The 17,862-nt window shown below is 72.3% G+C and carries 17 protein-coding genes; 4 read left to right on the top strand and 13 right to left on the bottom strand.

Annotation, left to right across the window (positions count from 1 at the left end; all coding sequences use genetic code 11):
• Positions 1-125 precede the first annotated feature (125 nt).
• Positions 126-521, top strand: a complete 396-nt coding sequence (locus CCN42_RS29480; protein WP_086740176.1) for a nuclear transport factor 2 family protein — start codon at positions 126-128, stop codon at positions 519-521.
• A gap of 57 nt (positions 522-578) precedes the next feature.
• On the opposite strand, the gene CCN42_RS29475 is transcribed toward CCN42_RS29480, so the two are convergent.
• The 3 genes from CCN42_RS29475 to CCN42_RS29465 all read right to left on the bottom strand — a co-directional run bounded on the left by CCN42_RS29475 (position 579) and on the right by CCN42_RS29465 (position 4,786).
• The gene (locus CCN42_RS29475) at positions 579-1,340 is read right to left on the bottom strand and encodes a ZIP family metal transporter (RefSeq protein WP_107427658.1); all 762 of its coding nucleotides are present in this window, start codon (positions 1,338-1,340) and stop codon (positions 579-581) included.
• 133 nt (positions 1,341-1,473) lie between these two features.
• Positions 1,474-2,955: an amino acid permease gene (locus CCN42_RS29470; protein ID WP_086740172.1), complete on the bottom strand. Its 1,482-nt coding sequence runs from the start codon at positions 2,953-2,955 to the stop codon at positions 1,474-1,476.
• A 355-nt stretch (positions 2,956-3,310) separates the two neighbouring features.
• The gene (locus CCN42_RS29465; protein WP_086740170.1) at positions 3,311-4,786 is read right to left on the bottom strand and encodes a DUF6882 domain-containing protein; all 1,476 of its coding nucleotides are present in this window, start codon (positions 4,784-4,786) and stop codon (positions 3,311-3,313) included.
• Between the two features lie 181 nt (positions 4,787-4,967).
• Here CCN42_RS29465 and CCN42_RS29460 point away from each other — a divergent pair, with 181 nt between their 5' ends.
• Positions 4,968-5,834 carry a GNAT family N-acetyltransferase gene (locus tag CCN42_RS29460; protein WP_086740169.1) on the top strand — a complete coding sequence of 289 codons (867 nt, stop codon included), beginning with the start codon at positions 4,968-4,970 and terminating at the stop codon, positions 5,832-5,834.
• A gap of 19 nt (positions 5,835-5,853) precedes the next feature.
• On the opposite strand, the gene yidD is transcribed toward CCN42_RS29460, so the two are convergent.
• On the bottom strand, positions 5,854-6,294 hold the full coding sequence (gene yidD / locus CCN42_RS44915; RefSeq protein WP_245877525.1) for a membrane protein insertion efficiency factor YidD: 441 nt from the start codon (positions 6,292-6,294) through the stop codon (positions 5,854-5,856).
• Between the two features lie 373 nt (positions 6,295-6,667).
• Here yidD and CCN42_RS29450 point away from each other — a divergent pair, with 373 nt between their 5' ends.
• On the top strand, positions 6,668-7,321 hold the full coding sequence (locus tag CCN42_RS29450; RefSeq protein ID WP_086740167.1) for a YceI family protein: 654 nt from the start codon (positions 6,668-6,670) through the stop codon (positions 7,319-7,321).
• A 386-nt stretch (positions 7,322-7,707) separates the two neighbouring features.
• Here the strand turns inward: CCN42_RS29450 and CCN42_RS29445 are convergent, their stop codons facing one another.
• The 3 genes from CCN42_RS29445 to CCN42_RS29435 all read right to left on the bottom strand — a co-directional run bounded on the left by CCN42_RS29445 (position 7,708) and on the right by CCN42_RS29435 (position 12,036).
• Complete coding sequence (locus tag CCN42_RS29445; RefSeq protein ID WP_086740165.1) at positions 7,708-9,522, bottom strand: VanW family protein; 1,815 nt, start codon at positions 9,520-9,522, stop codon at positions 7,708-7,710.
• Between the two features lie 770 nt (positions 9,523-10,292).
• Positions 10,293-11,486 (bottom strand): hypothetical protein, encoded by a 1,194-nt coding sequence (locus CCN42_RS29440; protein WP_386582178.1) that lies wholly within the window; start codon positions 11,484-11,486, stop codon positions 10,293-10,295.
• A gap of 79 nt (positions 11,487-11,565) precedes the next feature.
• Positions 11,566-12,036, bottom strand: a complete 471-nt coding sequence (locus tag CCN42_RS29435; protein ID WP_086740164.1) for a hypothetical protein — start codon at positions 12,034-12,036, stop codon at positions 11,566-11,568.
• 249 nt (positions 12,037-12,285) lie between these two features.
• Here CCN42_RS29435 and CCN42_RS29430 point away from each other — a divergent pair, with 249 nt between their 5' ends.
• Complete coding sequence (locus CCN42_RS29430) at positions 12,286-12,666, top strand: hypothetical protein (RefSeq protein WP_086740162.1); 381 nt, start codon at positions 12,286-12,288, stop codon at positions 12,664-12,666.
• A gap of 78 nt (positions 12,667-12,744) precedes the next feature.
• Here CCN42_RS29430 and CCN42_RS29425 read toward each other — a convergent pair whose 3' ends face one another.
• The 6 genes from CCN42_RS29425 to CCN42_RS29400 all read right to left on the bottom strand — a co-directional run.
• Positions 12,745-13,152 (bottom strand): hypothetical protein, encoded by a 408-nt coding sequence (locus tag CCN42_RS29425; protein WP_086740161.1) that lies wholly within the window; start codon positions 13,150-13,152, stop codon positions 12,745-12,747.
• Positions 13,146-13,910, bottom strand: coding sequence for a peptidoglycan DD-metalloendopeptidase family protein (locus CCN42_RS44905; protein ID WP_086740159.1), 765 nt, complete (start codon positions 13,908-13,910; stop codon positions 13,146-13,148). Before CCN42_RS44905 ends, CCN42_RS29425 begins: the two co-directional genes overlap by 7 nt.
• A 54-nt stretch (positions 13,911-13,964) precedes the next feature.
• Positions 13,965-14,846, bottom strand: coding sequence for an NlpC/P60 family protein (locus CCN42_RS29415; RefSeq protein ID WP_086740157.1), 882 nt, complete (start codon positions 14,844-14,846; stop codon positions 13,965-13,967).
• Positions 14,834-15,406: an RNA polymerase sigma factor gene (locus CCN42_RS29410; RefSeq protein WP_086740155.1), complete on the bottom strand. Its 573-nt coding sequence runs from the start codon at positions 15,404-15,406 to the stop codon at positions 14,834-14,836. The genes CCN42_RS29415 and CCN42_RS29410 overlap by 13 nt, the downstream gene beginning before the upstream one ends.
• 405 nt (positions 15,407-15,811) lie before the next feature.
• A complete protein-coding gene (locus tag CCN42_RS29405; RefSeq protein WP_086740180.1) occupies positions 15,812-16,471 on the bottom strand; it encodes a M15 family metallopeptidase in 660 nt (219 codons plus the stop codon).
• Positions 16,472-16,537: 66 nt separating this feature from the next.
• On the bottom strand, positions 16,538-17,862 hold a 1,325-nt coding region (locus CCN42_RS29400), incomplete at its 5' end, for a tetratricopeptide repeat protein (protein WP_143662050.1).

The raw sequence follows: 17,862 nt of genomic DNA, 5'->3' as shown, positions 1-17,862 counted from the left end.
CGCCCCGTCCGAGCCGGCCGGCGTCCTCCGGCCGGCTCGGACGGGGCGCCGTTGCCGGATCGGGTGTGCCGACACGCCGCCACCGTGTCGTGGCCCGTGCGCAGTGGACGCCATAGTGTGCGGACATGAGGGACAGCGGACGCGTGGCCGAGGAGTTGATCGCCCGTGAGCGGGACTGGGCGGCGGCCATCGTCTCCGACGACGCCGACCTGATCGCCTCGTTCGTGACGGATGACTGGGTGATCGTCTCCGGGCGGGGCATCGGCACGCGCGACGAGTTCCTCGCCCTCGTCCGCTCGGGGGATCTGACCCACTCCTCGATGAGGCATGTCGGTACGCCGCGCGTCCGCGTCCACGGTGACTCGGGTGACACGGCCGTGGTGACCGGGCGGATGACGAACACGGCGTACTACCGCGGGCAGCGGTTCGACGCCGACGAGTGGGTGACGGACGTGTTCGTACGCCGCGATGGCTGCTGGCGGTGCGTCCTCACCCACCTCACCACGGCCGGTCCCGGCTGAACCCAGGCGTCGCCCTCCCGAGGTGAGGAGGCGGCCCCGCCGCTGGTCGCGCGCCGCTCACGCATGGGACAAGGCGAAGGAGACGAGGAAGCCGCCGACCGTGACCAGCCCGATGGCCAGGTGGGCGTCCTCGAAGGCTTCCGGGATCATCGTGTCGGCGATCATCGCCAGGATCGCTCCGGCCGCCACCGCCGTCACGGCAGCGATCACCGCAGGGGAGAAGGCGCCGACGACGGTGTAGCCGAGGACGGCCGACACGGTACTGGCTGCGGCGATCGCGCCCCACACGCCGAAGACGTACGTCCTGCTGCGGCCCGCTCGCTTCATCCCGGCGGAGCTGGACAGCCCTTCCGGGACATTGCTGATGAACACGGCCGCCACGGTCACCAGGCTGACCGCGCCGCCGTCCAGCAGGCTCACCCCGATCACGGCCGACTCGGGCACCCCGTCCAGCAGCGCACCGAGCGCCAGCGCCAGTCCGGAGCCGCCCTGCTGCGCTTCGGACGGCTGCGCGTGCGCCTGGTGGCGGCCGGAGCGTTTGCGGTGCCGGGCACCGCGACGGGCCAGCCAGAGGTTGCCGACGGTGTAGGCGCCCGCGCCGACGATCGTGCCGATCGCCGCCGGGGCCAGCCCGGCCTGATCGTAGGCCTCGGTGACCAGCTCGAAGGAGACCGCGGAGATCAGCACCCCCGCGCCGAACGCCATCACCAGGGCGATCGCCGTCGGCGGTACCCGCAGCCCGAAGCCGATCACCGCCCCCAGCAGCAGCGCCGACCCCGCCACCAGCCCCCACAGTCCCGCCTGCAGCACATCGATCATGCGCTCACTCGTACCCAGCGGCGGACCACTGCGCTCCTCAGGGTCGATGATCGGCCCAGGCCCGCGGTCCTACGACGTCGGCGGGGCACCCCTGGCACGGTTGCCAGGGGTGCCCCGCCTCATCAGGGTGCGGTCAGCCTCGCGGGCGTCCCGCGGTCTCCAGCGGCTTGCCTCCGTCACCGTCCGCGTCGCGGGCCGTGACGTGCGGGCTGCGAGCCTTCAGGATCGCCCAGCCGATCGCCAGGCACACGGCCCAGCCGGCGCCCACGTACAGCGAGACGCGGCTGTCGGGGTCGATGGCGATGAGCACGGTCACCATGAGCAGGAACGCCACGGCGATCCAGCTGCACACGGTGCCGCCGGGGGCGGGGAAGGACGAGGCCGGCAGGCGGCCGGCGACGACCGCGCGGCGGTAGAGGATGTGGCTGACGAGGATCATCAGCCAGGTCCAGATGCCGGCGGCGGTGGCCACCGAGGTGACGTAACCGAAGGCCTTCTCCGGGACGACGTAGTTGAGGACCACGCCGATGCCCATCAGGGCGGCGGAGAGGGTGATGCCGATGGCCGGCGTCTTGGTGGAGCTCAGCTTCCCGAGCGCCTTCGGCGCCTCGGCGTTGGCGGCCAGGCCCCGCAGCATGCGGCCCGTGGAGTACATGCCGGAGTTGCAGGACGACAGCGCGGCCGTCAGGACGACGAAGTTGACGATCGCCGCGCCCGCCGGGATGCCGATCTTCGCGAAGGCCGCCACGAAGGGGCTCACGCCCGCCTCGAACTCGGTCCACTTGACCACCATCAGGATCACGCTGAGCGCGCCGACGTAGAAGACGATGATCCGCCACGGCAGCGTGTTGATGGCCTTGGGGAGGGTCTTCTCCGGGTTCTCCGACTCGCCCGCGGTGACGCCGACCAGTTCGACGGCGAGGTAGGCGAACATGACGCCCTGCAGAGTCATCAGGCTGGAGCCGATGCCCTTGGGGAAGATGCCGTCGTGGGCCCAGATGTTGGACACCGCGGCGGTGTCACCGGCCTGGCTGAAGCCGAGGGTGACGACGCCGAGGCCGATCACGATCATGCCGACGAGGGCGGTGACCTTGACCATCGAGAACCAGAACTCGATCTCGCCGAAGATCTTCACCGAGATGAGGTTGGCCAGGTAGAGGACGACCAGGAAGACCAGGGCGGTGACCCACTGCGGAATCTCGGGGAACCAGTAGTTCACGTAGATCGCCGCGGCTGTCAGCTCGGCCATGCCGGTGACGACCCACATGAGCCAGTACGTCCACCCGGTCACGAATCCGAAGAACGGGCCGAGGAACTCGCGGGCGTACTCCGCGAAGGAGCCCGACACCGGTCGGTACAGGAGCAGCTCGCCGAGCGCCCGCATGATGAAGAACACGATCACGCCGGCGAGGGCGTACATGAGGATGAGGCTGGGGCCGGCCTTCTCGATGTTCGCGCCCGCGCCCAGGAAGAGGCCTACGCCGATGGCGCCGCCGATCGCGATCATCTGGACCTGACGGCTGCCGAGCCCGCGCTCGTAACCCTCCTCGGGAACGCCTCCCGAGGCTCCGTCGCCCTTGCCGTTGCTGTGCTTGTCGACCTGCACTGAGGTCATGTGTGGTGCGCCTTTCCGCTCCATACCGACCTGCACCGCTCTCGGCGTCAGATCGGGTTCCGATCCCCCGGACACTGCTGGAGTTGCATACCGGCGGTCGGCCGGCTCAGCGCCCCTGCGCGGACATGGGTGTCGTCCGGCAGGTGGTCGGGAAGGTTTATCACGCGGAGTGACGACTGACTGTGACCCAGGCCACGCCAGGAAGCGGACAAACCCCACGAATGGGGGAAGTGGCGCAACTTGGTGACCGGATCGTTATCCGGATCTGAGGATCCGCTGAGCGAACGGAAGGGCGCTCGGCGCGGCGGCGGACGTCACTCGCCGCCGTGCCGAGCGAGCGGGAGCCGTCCGCGCGTCACAGGGGGGCGCCCATCACCATCCCGGGTGCCACGTGGGTGATGGTGCCGTCGGGCGCGAAGTACACCCGCACCTCGTACAGGCCCGTCACGCCGCTGATGAAGTCGGGCTGCCCGTAGTGCCACACCTGCAGTCCGAGCCGCTCGAAGTACGACCGGGCCAGCGACCGCATGGTCTCGTCGCGGGTCTCCTGCTCCACCAGCCCCTGGAGCCAGCTCGCGCCGCCGCGGATGTCCGTCACGGCCGCGTCGAGGTCGATCGTCCCGGTGCCGGAAAGACGCTCGTCGGTGACCACGAGGAAATGGTTGCCGAGCGAGGTGAAGGTGTGGCCCGCCACGTTCGCCGCGGTGCGGGCCAGGGCGACGGCGACAGCCTCCCGCGGACCGTACGCGGTGAGGTCGAGCCGCTCGCCGGACAGCTCCGGCAGGTCCTCGGCCTCCGCGGCACCGAGTCCGGCCGCCTGCCGGAACCGGTCGCGGATGTCCTCCGTGTCCGGCGCCCACCGGAACCAGCCCTCCTCGGCGTCGTACGAGCCGAGGCGGCGGGCCTTCAGGCCCCCGCCGGGGAACCGCAGCTCCCCGGCCTGCTCGTCCCACAGGGGCGCGCGGCCGTCGAAGGCGAGGTGGTCGTCCGCGTACTGGACCATCGCCCGCGTCCGCAGGATCGAGAAGGCCATCTCCCGGGCCGCCACGGCCAGCAGCGGCCGGGGGAACGTCCGGTGCGGCGCGTCGGGGGAGCGGCGCGCCCCGTCCAGTTCCTGCTCACCGGCCGTGCCGCAGCCGGGCGCGCCCCCGCCGGGCCCGGTGACCTCGACGCCGGTGACCTCCTCGTCGCCCAGGGTCACCACGACACGGTCACCCCCGTCGAGTACGCCCTCCACCCGGCCCGGTCCGTACACCGGATCGACTCCGTGCCGGGCGAACCAGCCCTGCACCGGCTTCAGCGCCGGACCGGGCAGCAGCGCGGCACCGTTGCGCAGGGCCGTGGTCAGCCGGGCGGGGCGCGGCTCGGCCCGGGGCACGGCGGGGTCGTCGACGACCATGAACAGCCGGCCGCGTTCGTTCACGGCGCAGATCACCCCGCCCCGGGCGTCGAGCAGCCCCATGCACATCAGCAGCAGGTGGTCGGCGGCCAGCCGCGGGTCGGGGAAGTGGTTGAGGTCCGGCATGGGCTCGGTCAGCTCCGGGACACCGGCGCGCTCGCCCAGCTCGCGCAGCTCCCCGGAGCGGGCCGCGATGGGGCTGTCCCGGTAGGAGTCGTTGGCCCAGGCCCACATCCAGGTGCCGTCCAGGGCGTAGGTGCCGACGACATGGGCGCGCAGGGTGATGCCCGAGCGGGTGACGGACGGCTCGTCCCGGTCGAAGGACACCACGCCGGCGGGCACCAGGGAGTCGAAGAGGTCGAGCTGTTCGCACACCCAGGCGAGGTTCGGCCGGGCCAGGGTGAGGAGCTGGTCACTGAAGGAGGCGGTCATGAAGGCTTTCCGGTGATCGGGGTGGCCGGTGGCCGAGGCGGCCCCGGATCGGGGCGGCCTGCGATCACGTGGCCGTGTTGCATACGTCCTCATGACTCGCGTACGGCGCCGCTCGGTTCCGGCCGGCGGTGGCCTCCACGGCGGTGTTCCCCCGGGCCGGGCGCCTGCGGGATCATCGAGCATGCTCCCGGACGACTGGCAACTCACCGAAGACATCGACGACTTCCTCGGCCGGGCCGGTAATTTCCTGCGTTCACGCCCCGCCCTGCACAACACGGCGCTGACGGATCTCGAGAGACTGCGAGCACGCGGGGCGGACGCACACGGTGCCGGAGGTGCCGTCTTCGGCCGGCTGGAGTCGGAAGGCGAGGTCCGAGCCGTCTTCTACCGCACGCCGCGCGGCCGACTGGGCCTCACGCCCCTCTTCGCCGAGCAGGCCGGCACCCTCGCCGCTCACCTCGCCCGTCTCGGCCACGCCCTTTCCGACGTCATCGCGGACCGCCGAACCGCCGCCGCGTTCGCCGAGACCTGGCAGCGGCACACCGGCGCAGCGCCCGTCCCCTTCTGGCGGACTCGTCTTTACCGCCTCGGCACGCTCACCCCGCCGCAGCCGCGCCCGCAGGGGCGGGGCCGGGCGGCGGGCGAGGAGGACCATGAGCACGTCGTGCGCTGGTGCCGCGAGTTCTGCGTGGACGTCGGCGAGCATGTCTCGGTGGACGCCATCGACGCCGGCTCGTGGGACGGTACCCGTTTCGCGGACAAGCACTTCACCTTCTGGGAGACCCCGGACGGCGTTCCCGTCTCCATGGCGGGCTCGACGTCGATGGTCGGCGGCATGGTCCGGGTGGACCCCGTCCACACCCCGGCCCCCCTCCGGCGCCGCGGCTACGCGGGTGCCGTGACGGCCGAGGTGAGCAGGGCGGCGCTGACCGCGGGCGCGACGGACGTCGTCCTGTTCGCGGACCCGGCCAACCCCACCAGCAACGCCCTCTACCAGCGCATCGGATACGTCCACGTCGCCGACTTCTCCGGGTACGGGTTCCCCTGATCTCCCGACCGTCCAGCGGTCAGCCGCGCCGCGGCGGCACCGGGTCGTACGAGCCCCTGCGGCGGGCGGCACCCGGCCGGCAGCGCAGCAGCCGCGCCAGGATCAGGCGGCTGCCGCGGAGCGCGCCGTGGCGGTGGAGCGCCTTGACCGCATAGGTGGAGCAGCTCGGGGTGTACGGGCAGCACGCGGGCCGGGTCGGGCTGACCGCGACGCGATAGTGCCGTACGAACCGGTACATCGCGGAGGCCATCCGGCCGCCCGGAACGGGCGCGGCCGGGTCCGCGCCGTGTCCGGCGGCCGTGAGCGAAGGGCGCAGGACGGCCAGCAGCACGGCCGCCTGCGTCCACACACCGCCACAGCAGCACGGGTGCGTCAGCGTGTCCAGCGTTCCCGCGCAGCACCCCTCGTCCTTCTCGCTCTCCGCGTCGTTTCCACGGCCGTGTCTCCGGTTGCGCGCCATGATGTCGATCCTCCCCGTCGCGGTCGGAAGATCATACGGAGAGGCGGGTGGCGGCGAACGAACCTGGTCCGCTTCGAGCTGGCCTGATCCTCCGGGTGGAGGGCCGGTGCCGGACGAGTTGCGGACGCTGTTTCGGCGGGTGGTCCCGCCGACGCGGGTCATGCGCCCGCAAGGCGGAGGCGTGGACGTACTCCGGCAAGGAGAGGGAGTCATGCCGGACGACCGGTTCGGCATTCCGCACAGCACATCATGTTGATCTCGTGCAGCTTTGCAGTCGACTGCATGTAACCCGGACGAGCTCACCCATCTCGCCGGGCAGCGCCCGGCCTTGCCGTGGTAGCACGGAGCGATCAGATGGGAAAGGCTCACAATCATGGGTATCTTCAGCCGTCGCCAGACCGCCGGCATCGAGTGGACCCCGGCCGCCGACGGGGGCACATCCGTTGCGGAGACCGCGTCCCGGGGTGTCGCGCTGGACCCGGCACTTCGCGCGCTGACCGGGCGATGGACCATCGATCGCCCGCACAGCCGCATCGGATTCTCCGTGCGGCACGCCATGGTCACGACGGTGCGCGGGGCTTTCACCGACTACGACAGCACCTTGTACTTCGACGGAGCACGGCCCACCGAGTCACGGGCCGACCTCGTCATCCGGGTCGCCAGCGTCGACACGGGCGTGGAGCAACGGGACGCGCACCTCGTCGGACCCGACTTCTTCGACGCGCGCCGCTACCCGGAGATGACCTTCCGCAGCACGTCCACCCTTCACGAGGGGGGAGAGAGCTTCCGCATGACCGGGGACCTGACCATCCGCGGGGTCACCCGGCCCGTGGACCTGCAACTCGACTACCTCGGCTCGGTCCTGGACCCCTTCGGCTACGAACGAGCCGGCTTCGACGGCACCACCACCATCGACCGCACCGAGTGGGGCCTGGTCTACAACCAGAGACTCACGGCGGGCGGCACCATGGTGAGCGAGAAAGTCCGGCTGCAGTTCGACATCTCCGCGATCCGGGCGACGTCATAGGTGTTGTCGGCGTGCCGACCGACGACGGCCTGGACAGTCCCCCGCGATGCACGACACCGGCCGCGGGGAGTGCACATGGCCTCACCGCGGTGGAGGCCGGCGATCCGTCGCATCGTCAGACCTGGCAGATGGGCGACCGGCGTCCCCTGCCCCTCGCGGCCGCCGCCCGCAGTGCACACCGATCGAGGCCGGCTGGTCGACGACCACCAGCACGGACCCCGTTCTTGACCTGCAGTTGCGCGAACAGCTCGCGGAGTTCGGGCTCGGTCAGGCGGTAACGGGGGCCGGCCGTACCTGGCTGGACCCCCTGTGGGCAGCGAGGCCGGTGCGGCCCGCTCGGCCCGGCTCACGGGCCTGGAGATCGTCGTGGAGTCGCGGCGGGAGCCCTACAGCCCCAGCCCGGCGAGGTCGAAGAGCGACTGCTCCACGCCCGACGCGTTCGTCGCGCTCGCCCGGTTCGCCGCGTCCGGCGTGTCCTCGGGGCTGCGGCAGACGATCTCGTCGCGCGGGGTGTAGTGCGTACGGAACGGTTCCCGCTTCACCTCGCGGCCGCCGTCGTAGAAGACCCGCTGGACGGTGACGTCGAACCCCTGGAGCGGGGTCTGCGGCACGCACTCCTTGTCGGTGCTCACCTTCCGCTCCGGCTCCCGCACCTCGGTGCGCGGGCCCTTCACCGACTTGATCTCGTCGTACTTCTTGGTGCCGAGGAAGGTGATGGTCACGGAGGTCTCGGTGGACTGGGCCTCGATGTAGAGGGCGTTGCCGGTGTCGTTGGTGAACCGCAGGTCGAGGCTGCCCCAGGCGACCGTGGCCTCCCGGCCTTCGGGGTACCGCTCGATGTAGAAGGAGTGGGCTCCGTGCTCCACGGGCTTGACCCCGGCGAAGAACATGGCGTTGAAGACCGTGGTGGCCACGGCGGAGACCCCGCCGCCGGGCGCCTTGGTGTACTGGTCGTCGAGGATCATGATGCCGTCGGTGAAGCCGTTGGCCTTCGTGCGCTCCCCGACGGTGCGGTTGAAGCTCCAGGTCTCGTTCGGCTTGACGAGGGAGCCGTTGATGAGTTCCACGGCCCGGCCCACGTTCTGGGTGCGGTAGGCGGCCGGTTCGAAGTTGACGGTGAAGGAGGACACCTTCTCCGTCAGGCCGAGCCGGGCGGCGTTCTCGCGCGTGAGATCCGGCTGGGTCGTGCGCGTGGCGATCTCGCCGGTGCGGGCGGCACCGGACTTGGTGAGCAGGGGCATGACGGCCTTGCCCAGCGCCTTGGCGGTGACCTCCTGGGCGGAGGTGCCGTCGGCGGTCACGACGGCCTTGTCGCCGTTGAGCCCGAGCCGGGCGTTCTTCGGAGTGGTCGGCAGGGAGGCGAGCGGCTCGGCCACCGCGGGGGCGGCGAGCAGCCCTTTCTCGTCGAGGTGCGGGCGCAGCCGCCCGCCGTCGTCCGGCCGCAGCGACAGGTGCTCGCCGAGCACGCCGGGGCCGACCGTGAAGCGCTGACCGCCGGCTGTGAGCGTGACGGGTGCCGACACGGCGGGCTGGGCGAACTCGCGCACCGCCCGCCGCACCTCGTCCGCCCCGACCTTCGGCCGCGTCTCACGGCCCGGCAGCACGGTCACCGCGTTCCGCTCGCCCCGCTCGAAAGCCGCCCGCAGCGCTTCGACGGAGGCGTCCTGGTCGAGGGTGAACCCGGTGCGCGGATTGACCTGCCGCACCTTGCCGTCGCCGAACGTGACGGCGCCGTCGCGGGGCGTGCGGTCGTGTGCCTTTGCCAGCTTCCCGACGGCGGAGCGGGCCTTGTCCTCGTCCACCTGGACGACGGGTTCGACGGCGCCGCCCGAGCGGAACAGACCGCTGATCGCGCCGACCGGGTCCAGGCCGCTGCGCGCGGCCCGGTCCACGGTCCGCTCGGCGTCGAAGGCAAGCCCGGCCTGCCGCGTCTCGACGGTGTCCTCACGGCCGGCCGCGCGCACGGTGATCTTCTGCAGGCCCGCGGCGGGCAGGGAGTCCTCCAGCTTCCGCACCGCCTCGGCGCGGCTCAGGCCTCCGATGTCCACCCCACGGACGGTCGTGCCGTCCTCGATCTCCCCGCCTGCGACGAGCAGCCCGGCGAGATACAGGCCGCCGGCGCCGATGGTCAGCGCACCGCCCGCCAGGACGGCGGGCGGGAGCGCGGCTATACGCGGGACAGAGGGCTTACGGGGGCGCATGAGTCTCCTGTGAACTGGCAGAGGGCACCTTTCAAGCTACCGACATATGGGCGCCGAGTGGAATTACCCAGGTCACAGGTGAAATTTCGGACGTCGGAGCGGGCCGCGACGCCCTGCGTGAAATCCGGCCCCCGGCAAGCTGTGGCCCTGCGTGGAATGTGGCCCCTGGCAAGCTGTGGCGCCGCGCGACCCTGTCATCCACACCGCGACGCCGAGGCGACCTTCCGGTCTCCCGCGCCTGCACCACGCCGCTGCCGGCCGCGTGGAGGGTCCGCTCGCAGGTCCCGGCACCGGCACCGGCGCCGCTGCCGGTGCCGCGAGTCGGCCGACGCGTTCGGGGCCGGTGGTCCTGATTCCGTGTCTGCGCAGGCAGGCGCGGAGAGTGCGGGCCGAGTAGCCCTTGTCGACCACGACCCGATCCGGCCGTCGGCGGGGCCGTCCCGGCCCGGCCCGAGCGACGGGCGAAGCAACGAGGTTGCCGTTGGCTGCTCCGACGCCCATGGGTGGTCGTCCCGTTCGTGTGGGCGCTTGTGCGGTGCCGGCGCACAGGGTGCTGACGCGGGGGAGAGGAAGCCGGCGATGCCGCCCGCCGAGGCGGGTGCGGCCGTGACCAGTCCGGCTCCCAGCCCGGCCGGGGTGCGCACCATCGCTGTCGTCGCCCTGGAGACCCCCGCACCGGGGCGACGGTCTCCGAGAAGACGCGGCAACCTCGACTCAGAGGCGCTCTCGACGCCATCCTGAGCGTTCGATCGCCTCCGGTGGCCGGGCCGTCAGCACACCGGCACGCCAGGCACCTGGTTCTCCGGCGAACTGAGGTAGATGTTGCTCATGAAGCCGCCGTACTGGGGCAGGTAGGCCCACCAGTCGTTGACGTAGGGCGGCACACTCACCTGCTGGCCGCGCTTCTGGCACCGCACGAGGACCTCGACCCCGGCCGGCAGCGTCGTGAGCGGGGCCGCCGCGGTCGTCGCCTCGGCGCGGACCCGTACGCCGCTGCCCCACGTGCCGATCCAGGTGCCCGCCGGCCGCGTGGCGCCGGGGACGTTCAGCGAGCGGGTCAGCCGGCCCACGTCCGAGTAGGCCTTGCCGTATGCCGTCCCGGTCGGATGGAGCGTGAGGACGGCGACGATGGAGCGGTCACCGGAGCCCACCACACCGGTCGTGTGCAGCGCCGGACGCGCGAGGTCGACGGCCTCGGCCCCGGCCGCCGTCCGCTCCTGGTCCGCGCTGCGGGGCGCGGCGGTGGCCGTCGCCGTGCACCCGCCGGAGCTGAAGCCGGACCAGCCCTGCTTGACGGCCCAGGGGCGGTCGAAGGAGCCCGCGATGCCGAAGTGCTGGTCGTAGCCGTCGGTGGCGCAGCGGGTGGACTGCCGCAGATTGCCGAGGACGTAGTCGCGCACGGCGGTGGGGGAGGAGTCCAGCAGGTGGCGGTAGATCTTCACGGTGTCGCGCGCCGACAGGGCCGTGTATCCCCAGTACCCGGGGTGGGTGGACGGGGGCCGGGCCGTGTCCGTCAGGCCGAGCCGCGCGACCATCCGGTCGATGATGGCCCCGGAGCCGTTGGCGCTCCAGAAGTGGCTGGCCGCGGCGTCGTCGCTGCCGCGCAGCATGGCGTCCATCCGGGATCTGTCCGCCGCCGCGAGGGCGTCGGGGCTGCGGTTCCACAGCAGGTCCAGGGCGATGAGCAGTTTGACCACGGACGCCGACCGGAACTGCCCGGCGCTGTTGACCTGCTCGGTGAAGGCGCCGGTCTGCCGGTCGAACACGGCGACCCCTGCCGTCACCCCGGCGGGGATCTCGGCCTGCGCCACGGACGGCGACGGGGTCGTGTCCGGTGCTGCCTCGGTGGTGCCGGCGGTGGCGGTGGCGCCCATGAGGGTGCACAGCAGGGTCGTCGCCGCCCCGAACAGGACTCCCGCTCTCGTCGCGGCGCGAGCGGTCAGGGGAGTGCGCGATGTCGTCATGTCGGCCTCTCTCGAAGGGGTGTCGCCCCGGCGGACACCGGGGCGGGCGGAACCGGCGCGGCGCGCGGGGCCTGGCGGGTCACGGCCCCATGCACGGTGTGGGCACACCGGGCAGCACGTCGTCCGGGTGGGCGATGAAGTAGCTCGCCATCCAGCCGTGGATGCCGCGGGTGCGGTTGTGCGCGAAGACCCAGTACGGGTTGCCGCCGACCGTCTCGCCCCGCGTCTGGCAGGAGATCTCCAGCTGGTCGCCCGGCTGCGCGCGGCCGATGATGTCCGGGCAGTTGCCGGGGGAGGGGTGTTCCGGGCAGGCCCAGCCGTTCACATGGTTCAGGTCGTGCCGCATGTTCACGTCGGTGGCCCAGGTGGTGAAGACCGCGGCTGCTACGGCCTGCTCGCCGGCGGCCGTCCGCGCCGCCGGCTGGCCGGAGACGGCTGGTCGGGCGGAGGCGGTGGGCTGGGCGGAGGCGGTGCCGGCGCCGAGGGCGAGGGCGCCGAGCAGGGCCGCGGTGCCGCTCAGGCGGGTGATGCGCCGAAGTGCCGTCGTCATGGTGTGTCCCTTCGGGCAGGTGGAGTGTGCGCCGCCCGGGATCCGGCCGGCGGGGTCGAGGGTGATGTGCTCACCTCACTGTCCGGACCTGATCGCGGCCCGCCCCGTATGAGACCCGCTCGGAGGAAAACGGATCGCGCCCCCGCTCATACGGCGATGGCGCCGCCCCCGTCTCCAGGGCGGGGCGGCTCCGCGCCGCTCCCGCCGACCGCGACCCCCGGGTCCCTCATACGACGGAGCGTTTCGACGATGTCCCTGCTCAGCACCCGTGTCACCGCCGCCGGTGTCGCCGCCGGCGCCGCCCTCTCCCTGTTCGCCTCGGCCGGTACGGCGGAGGCCCGCCCCGACGGGTTCTACGTCTCGCTGCAGCCCAACAGCAACGTCCGGAGCGCCGCGAACACCCAGAGCAGGATCGCGGTCAACACCGGCCCGACCGTCGACCGGTACTACATGGACGGCATCTGCTACGTGTACGGCCAGACGGTGACCGCCGGCGGGTACACCACCTCCGTCTGGTACTACGGCAACGTCTTCGACGGCATGGGTTCCGCGCAGTACGCCGGCGTCTACGTCTGGGGCGGCAACGTCAACATCGGCGCCGACCCGTCGGACTCCGTCGACCCCTGCTGACCGTCGGCTCTCCCGGAAACACCCCGCCCCCGGAACCCGAGCGCGGTTCCGGGGGCGAGGCGTGTGCTCGTCTGCCGCTCAGCAGACCGGCAGACCCGAGTCCCGCTCGTCGTTGCCGCCGCCGACGAGGAAGATCTCGCTCATGTAGAGGGCCGGGACCATGCCCGAGGGCGGGGTCTTGACCCACCAGGTGTGCCAGTAGCCGTCGTAGGTGGCGCGGCCGCCTCTGACCTGGCACTGCACCTGGATGTATCCGTCGCTGGGCGCCTTGGCGCCGATCGCGGCGTTCGGGTCGGGCGCCAGGCGCATGTTGATGTCCGTGCCCCACATCGGGCACCGGTACAGCCCGGGGTAGTTGGGGTCCGGGGTGCAGGGAGCGGAGTCGGCCGCCTGCGCCGGCGCGGTGAGGGCGGGGGACAGGAGCGCCGCGGCGGTCAGAGCCGCCGCCGCGAGGCCCCTGGCGCCGGCCCGGAGGCCGGTCAGCACTCGGGCACCCCCGGCAGCCAGGCGGCCGGGTGGTCGATGTAGATGTTGGTGATGTAGCCGCCGAGCGCCGGGATGTAGGACCAGGCGTCGTTGCTGTAGCCCTCGGCGTGGACCATGTCGCCTCGCTTCTGGCACTGCACCTTCACCGCGGTCGGCCCGGTGAGCGTGCGCACGACCGCCGCGCTCAGCCGGGCGTCGGCGCGGACGTTGACGGAGGTGCCCCACGTGGTGAAGTTCGTGCCCGAGTTGCCGCCGCCGGGCGTGCACGGCAGGCTCACGCCCCGCTCCGCCATGTACGGGACCGGATTGATGCCGCGGCCGCCGGCGGTCGAGGCCTGCACCTCGAAGTGCAGGTGGGGACCGGTGGACTGACCCCGGTTGCCCATGGTCGCGATCTGCTGTCCGCCGTTCACGCGCTGGCCCGTCGACACCCCGATCGTGTCCATGTGGCCGTACTCGGTCACGGTGCCGTCGTCGTGCTTGATGCGGATCCACAGGCCGTAACCGGTGGCGGGACCGGCGGCGATGACGGTGCCGGCTCCGGCCGCGTAGATCGGGGTGCCGATGCTGTTGGCGATGTCGATGCCGTCGTGACCGGTCGTCGACCACCACTGGGTCACCTGTCCCGCGGCCGGACAGAACCCGGCGTAGGCGGTGGGCGCGGCCTGCGCGGAGCCGGCCGCGAGCGGGACCAGTGCCGTCGCGACGATGGTGGCGGCGAGCACGCCGATGGAACGGGTGCGCTTGGATGTGCGCATGACGGATTCTCCTCCGTGCGATGTGGTGGGGCGGGGTGGCTCAGTGAGCGGTGGTCAGCAGGTGGGGACGCCGGGCAGCCAGGCGGCGGGGTCGGCGATGTAGATGTTGGAGATCCAGGCGTCGTACTTGGGGACGTAGGACCAGGCGTCGTTGCTGTAGCCCTCGGCGTGCACCATCTGCGCGTGCACCTGGCACAGCACGTCGAGCGGGGTGGGGCCGGGCAGCCGGACCACGACACGGCTTCCGGTGTTGGGTTCCTCGCGCAGCGCGACGTCGGTGCCCCAGGTCATGAACCGCTTGGTGTTCGCGGGCGGTTGTTCGCCGCCGGTGATGCGCAGCGCGCCGGCATACTGGGCGTTGAGCCGTACGTCGCTCACCATCACCGTCGTTCCCGACTCACGGGCCTCGACCATCTTGCCGTTGCCGAGGTAGATGGCGATGTGGTGGACGCTGGAGAGGTTCGCCGGGTCCGAGCCCCACATCACCAGGTCGCCCGGCTGGAGCGGGGCCAGGCCCTGGCCGGGTGTGAAGCGGGCGGTGGCTCCGCTCCACCGGGCCTGGTTCCAGGTGCCCTCGGGCAGCGCGATGCGGGCCCCCTGCCAGGCCGCGTACTGCACCAGGTGCGCGCAGTCGAAGCCCTTCACCTGACTGTCGTGGGCGCCCGGGCCGCCACCGGGATAGTCCTGCCCGTAGGTCGGCCCGTTGATGGAACCGCCACCCCAGGAGTACGGCACGCCGATCTGCGAGCAGGCGGCGTCGATGATGGCCTGGGCCTGGGCGGAGGCGTTCGCCAGGGGGCGGCAGTCGGTGGTCGTGGCCTGGGCCGGCGCCCCGGTCGGCCGTGGCGCGTGGGCCGTCGCCGTTCCGGCACAGCAGATGGAGGCGGCGAGCAGCACTCCCGCCGTCGTCGCCAGCCTGCGGTTCATGCGGCGCATGTGGTCTCCCCGTGAGTTCGGTCGCGCATCGCGCGCTCGTCGTTCTCCGTGCTGGAGACGGGACCGGAAGGCGTCTCGTATGCGTCGAGCGCCGCGCGAATCTTGGCGAGGCCCCGCATCCGGTTGCGCTGGACGGTCCCGCGGTGGGCACCGAGCCGTTCGCCCGCCATGTCGTGAGTGAGCCCCTCGATGTCCACGAGGATCACCGCGGCCGCCTCCTTGGGCGACAGAGAGCGCAGCAACGCCACCGCCACGACCGCGGCCTCCCGTGCCGCGAAGCCGCCGTCCCAGCTCTGCTCGGGCATCCGGTCGGTGCAGTGCTCGCGGCGGGACGGGCGCAGCCAGGAGTCGCGCAGCAGGTTCAGCGCGGCTGCGCAGGTGTAGGCGTACGGGTGCTCCTGGCGGGCCAGCACGCGGGCGCGGGCCCGGCGGGACAGCCGCAGATACGTCTCCTGCAGCAGGTCGTCGGCGTCGTGCGGGTTGCCCGTCAGCGCCAGCAGCCGGTTGCGCAGCCGCGGCATCGCGGCGGTGAACGCCTCGTCGAACTCGGCGGCGGTCATGTGATCGGTGGCGGCGGCAGCGGCAGCGGCAGGCACAGGGGCAGGCACAGGGGCAGGCACAGGGGCAGGGGTAGCGGCAGCGGCAGCGGTAAGGGTGGCGGCTGGGGCCGCGGCCTCGGCGGTGGTCCGTCTGGCGTGCGCCGTCTCGGGCATCGAGGACGTCATCGCGGTGCAGGTGCTCGTCACAGTGTTTCCCCCGGGTCGGTCAGTCGGTCAGTCAGTCAGTCAGTCAGTCGGGTCGGTCGGGTCGGTCGGAACGGTGTGCCGGTGGGTGGTGCGGTCGGGCGGCACGATGGGTGCCGGTGGAGCGGTGCGGTTGGTTGGGACGAGGGTGCCGATGAGCGGTGCGGCCGGTTGGGACGAGGGTGCCGATGGAGCGGTGCGGTCCGGCTGCGGGCGCGGCCGCTACGGGGTACGGCGGGCGGCGGGCCCGTACCGGGCGGCCGACGCCCCGGTCAGCAGGGCCCAGTAGCGGTCGCCGAACGACCAGTGCCACCACTCCGTCGGGTAGTTGACGAAACCCGCCGCCGTCATCGCCCGGCCCAGCAGCTCGCGGTGGGCCCTGGACCGCGCGTCGATGTTGACGGCGGCCGTGCGGCAGCCCCCGTCGCTCTCCTCCGGAGTGGCGTTGACCTCGGTGCCGAGCGGCAGTTCCGCGCCGTCCTCGGTGCACAGCGTCAGATCGACGGCGCCGCCGCTGACGTGCGGAGCGACCTCCGGCGGCGAGATGTACGCGCTCGCCAGCTCACGTATCCGCTCCGCGCCCGCGCCGGGGTTGGCCAGGCGCATCTCGTCGGCGTAGCTGTCGAAGTAGCTGCGCTGCAGCTCGGGCGGGCGGAAACCCTCCACCATCAGCAGGCGGACCCCGTGGGGCAGTGCGGCCTGGGCGAGCAGGAGCCGGCGCATCACGTCCGCCCGGACGTGGGCGTACGACCCGTCCTCGTCGGCCTGACGCGGGTCGACGCGCAGCGCGGGGATCTCGCGGGCGTCGACCAGCGGTTCGCCGTTCTCGGCGACCGGGGTGGCGGCGACCCGCCGGTCCGAGAGGAGGATGATCTCTGTCACGCTCACAGCGTGCGCGCGGCCTCTGCAGAACCGCTGCAGATCCTCTGCAGCTCCGGCTGCAGAGGGTCAGGAGGCGTTCGCCTTCTCGGCGTTGTCCGCGGCGTCGCCTTCGTCGGCTTCGCGGCTGCCGAGCGCGCGGAAGATCTCCAGTGCCTCCTCCCGCCGGGCGCGCGCCGTCTCCCGCTCGCCTCGTGCCGCCGCGACCGTGCCCAGGTCGCGCAGCGTCCGGGCGCGCCACAGCGGCAGTTCCAGCTCCTCCCACAGCCCCAGCGCCGCGTGCAGGCACTCCGCCGCGGCCTCCCAGGCACCGGCGGCCAGCTGCCATTCTCCGAGCGTCCTGAGCACCAAGGCCTGGCCGAAACGGTCCTGCCGCTCGCGGGTGGTCTCCAGGCACCGGTCGAGCCGCTCGCGCGCCTCGGGCAGCCGGCCCTGCCGGATGTGGACCTTCGCCAGCGACTGCCCCGCGTACATCACGCCGAACACGTCCCCGGTCTCCTCGAAGAGATCGAGCGCCCGGCCCAACAGGGCTTCGGCCTCGCCGAGTTCACCCAGCGCTCGGTGGCACAGCGCCAGTCCGCGCAGCGCGAGCGCCTCACCGTGCCGGTTGCCGGCCGCCGCGTACAACTCATGCGCCCGGGACAGCTCGCGCCGCGCCTCGTCGTACCCGCCCCGGTCGCGGTGCACGCTGCCGATGTTGTAGTACTGATGAGCCTCGCCGGTGGTGTCCCGCAGTTTTCGGTACAAGGCAAGGGCGCGGCCCATCAGGTGCAGGGCCTCGTCGAAGCGGGCCTGTTCGCGGCGGGCCGAGCCCATGCCGGCCAGCGCGCCCGCGACGCCCCGGGGCACGCCTGTCCGTTCGAAGAGGGACAGCGCCTCGGCGAAGAAGGCGTACGCCTCCTCGAACCGGTCCTGCTGCAGGCGCAGTTCCCCCAGTCCGTGCAGCAGCCAGGCCTCGCCCTCGGCGTCCCCGGTGCGGCGCACCGCGTCCAGCGCCACGGTGTGCGAGCGGGACCACGCGTCGAACTGGTTGTACTGGGCCGCCGAGCTGGCCACCACGGCGGCGGCCAGGTCGCGTGCCGTACGGGACAGCCCGTGGTCGGCACAGTGCTTGACGGCGGCGACGAGACAGGGCTGCTCGGCGGCGAACCAGGCGGCGGGCCGGGCCAGCAGCTCATCGCGCACGTGCGAGTCGAGGGGCCCGGCGTCCCCGGCTGCGGCCAGCAGCCGCGAGGCCTCCCCCGGCCCGCGGGAGGCGGCGGCCTTCGCCATCGACAGCCAGCGGCCCGCCAGCCGCAGCACGGCGGCGTTCCTGTCCTCGGCGCTCTCCTCGGACAGACAGCGCTCCCGGGCGTGCTCCCGTGCGAGGTCGTGGATCCGGTACCGGATCCGGC

Source organism: Streptomyces glaucescens (assembly GCF_002154375.1).
In the GTDB taxonomy this organism is placed as follows: Bacteria; Actinomycetota; Actinomycetes; order Streptomycetales; family Streptomycetaceae; genus Streptomyces; species Streptomyces glaucescens.
This window is presented reverse-complemented; position numbering and strand designations above follow the sequence as displayed.

What these genes read in the sequence shown, in the direction of transcription:
- CCN42_RS29480 (WP_086740176.1), top strand. Translation starts at nt 126, where the DNA reads ATGAGGGACAGCGGACGCGTGGCCGAGGAGTTGATCGCCCGTGAGCGG.
- CCN42_RS29475 (WP_107427658.1), bottom strand. Translation starts at nt 1,340, where the DNA reads ATGATCGATGTGCTGCAGGCGGGACTGTGGGGGCTGGTGGCGGGGTCG.
- CCN42_RS29470 (WP_086740172.1), bottom strand. Translation starts at nt 2,955, where the DNA reads ATGACCTCAGTGCAGGTCGACAAGCACAGCAACGGCAAGGGCGACGGA.
- CCN42_RS29465 (WP_086740170.1), bottom strand. Translation starts at nt 4,786, where the DNA reads ATGACCGCCTCCTTCAGTGACCAGCTCCTCACCCTGGCCCGGCCGAAC.
- CCN42_RS29460 (WP_086740169.1), top strand. Translation starts at nt 4,968, where the DNA reads ATGCTCCCGGACGACTGGCAACTCACCGAAGACATCGACGACTTCCTC.
- yidD (WP_245877525.1), bottom strand. Translation starts at nt 6,294, where the DNA reads ATGGCGCGCAACCGGAGACACGGCCGTGGAAACGACGCGGAGAGCGAG.
- CCN42_RS29450 (WP_086740167.1), top strand. Translation starts at nt 6,668, where the DNA reads ATGGGTATCTTCAGCCGTCGCCAGACCGCCGGCATCGAGTGGACCCCG.
- CCN42_RS29445 (WP_086740165.1), bottom strand. Translation starts at nt 9,522, where the DNA reads ATGCGCCCCCGTAAGCCCTCTGTCCCGCGTATAGCCGCGCTCCCGCCC.
- CCN42_RS29440 (WP_386582178.1), bottom strand. Translation starts at nt 11,486, where the DNA reads ATGACGACATCGCGCACTCCCCTGACCGCTCGCGCCGCGACGAGAGCG.
- CCN42_RS29435 (WP_086740164.1), bottom strand. Translation starts at nt 12,036, where the DNA reads ATGACGACGGCACTTCGGCGCATCACCCGCCTGAGCGGCACCGCGGCC.
- CCN42_RS29430 (WP_086740162.1), top strand. Translation starts at nt 12,286, where the DNA reads ATGTCCCTGCTCAGCACCCGTGTCACCGCCGCCGGTGTCGCCGCCGGC.
- CCN42_RS44905 (WP_086740159.1), bottom strand. Translation starts at nt 13,910, where the DNA reads ATGCGCACATCCAAGCGCACCCGTTCCATCGGCGTGCTCGCCGCCACC.
- CCN42_RS29415 (WP_086740157.1), bottom strand. Translation starts at nt 14,846, where the DNA reads ATGCGCCGCATGAACCGCAGGCTGGCGACGACGGCGGGAGTGCTGCTC.
- CCN42_RS29410 (WP_086740155.1), bottom strand. Translation starts at nt 15,406, where the DNA reads ATGACCGCCGCCGAGTTCGACGAGGCGTTCACCGCCGCGATGCCGCGG.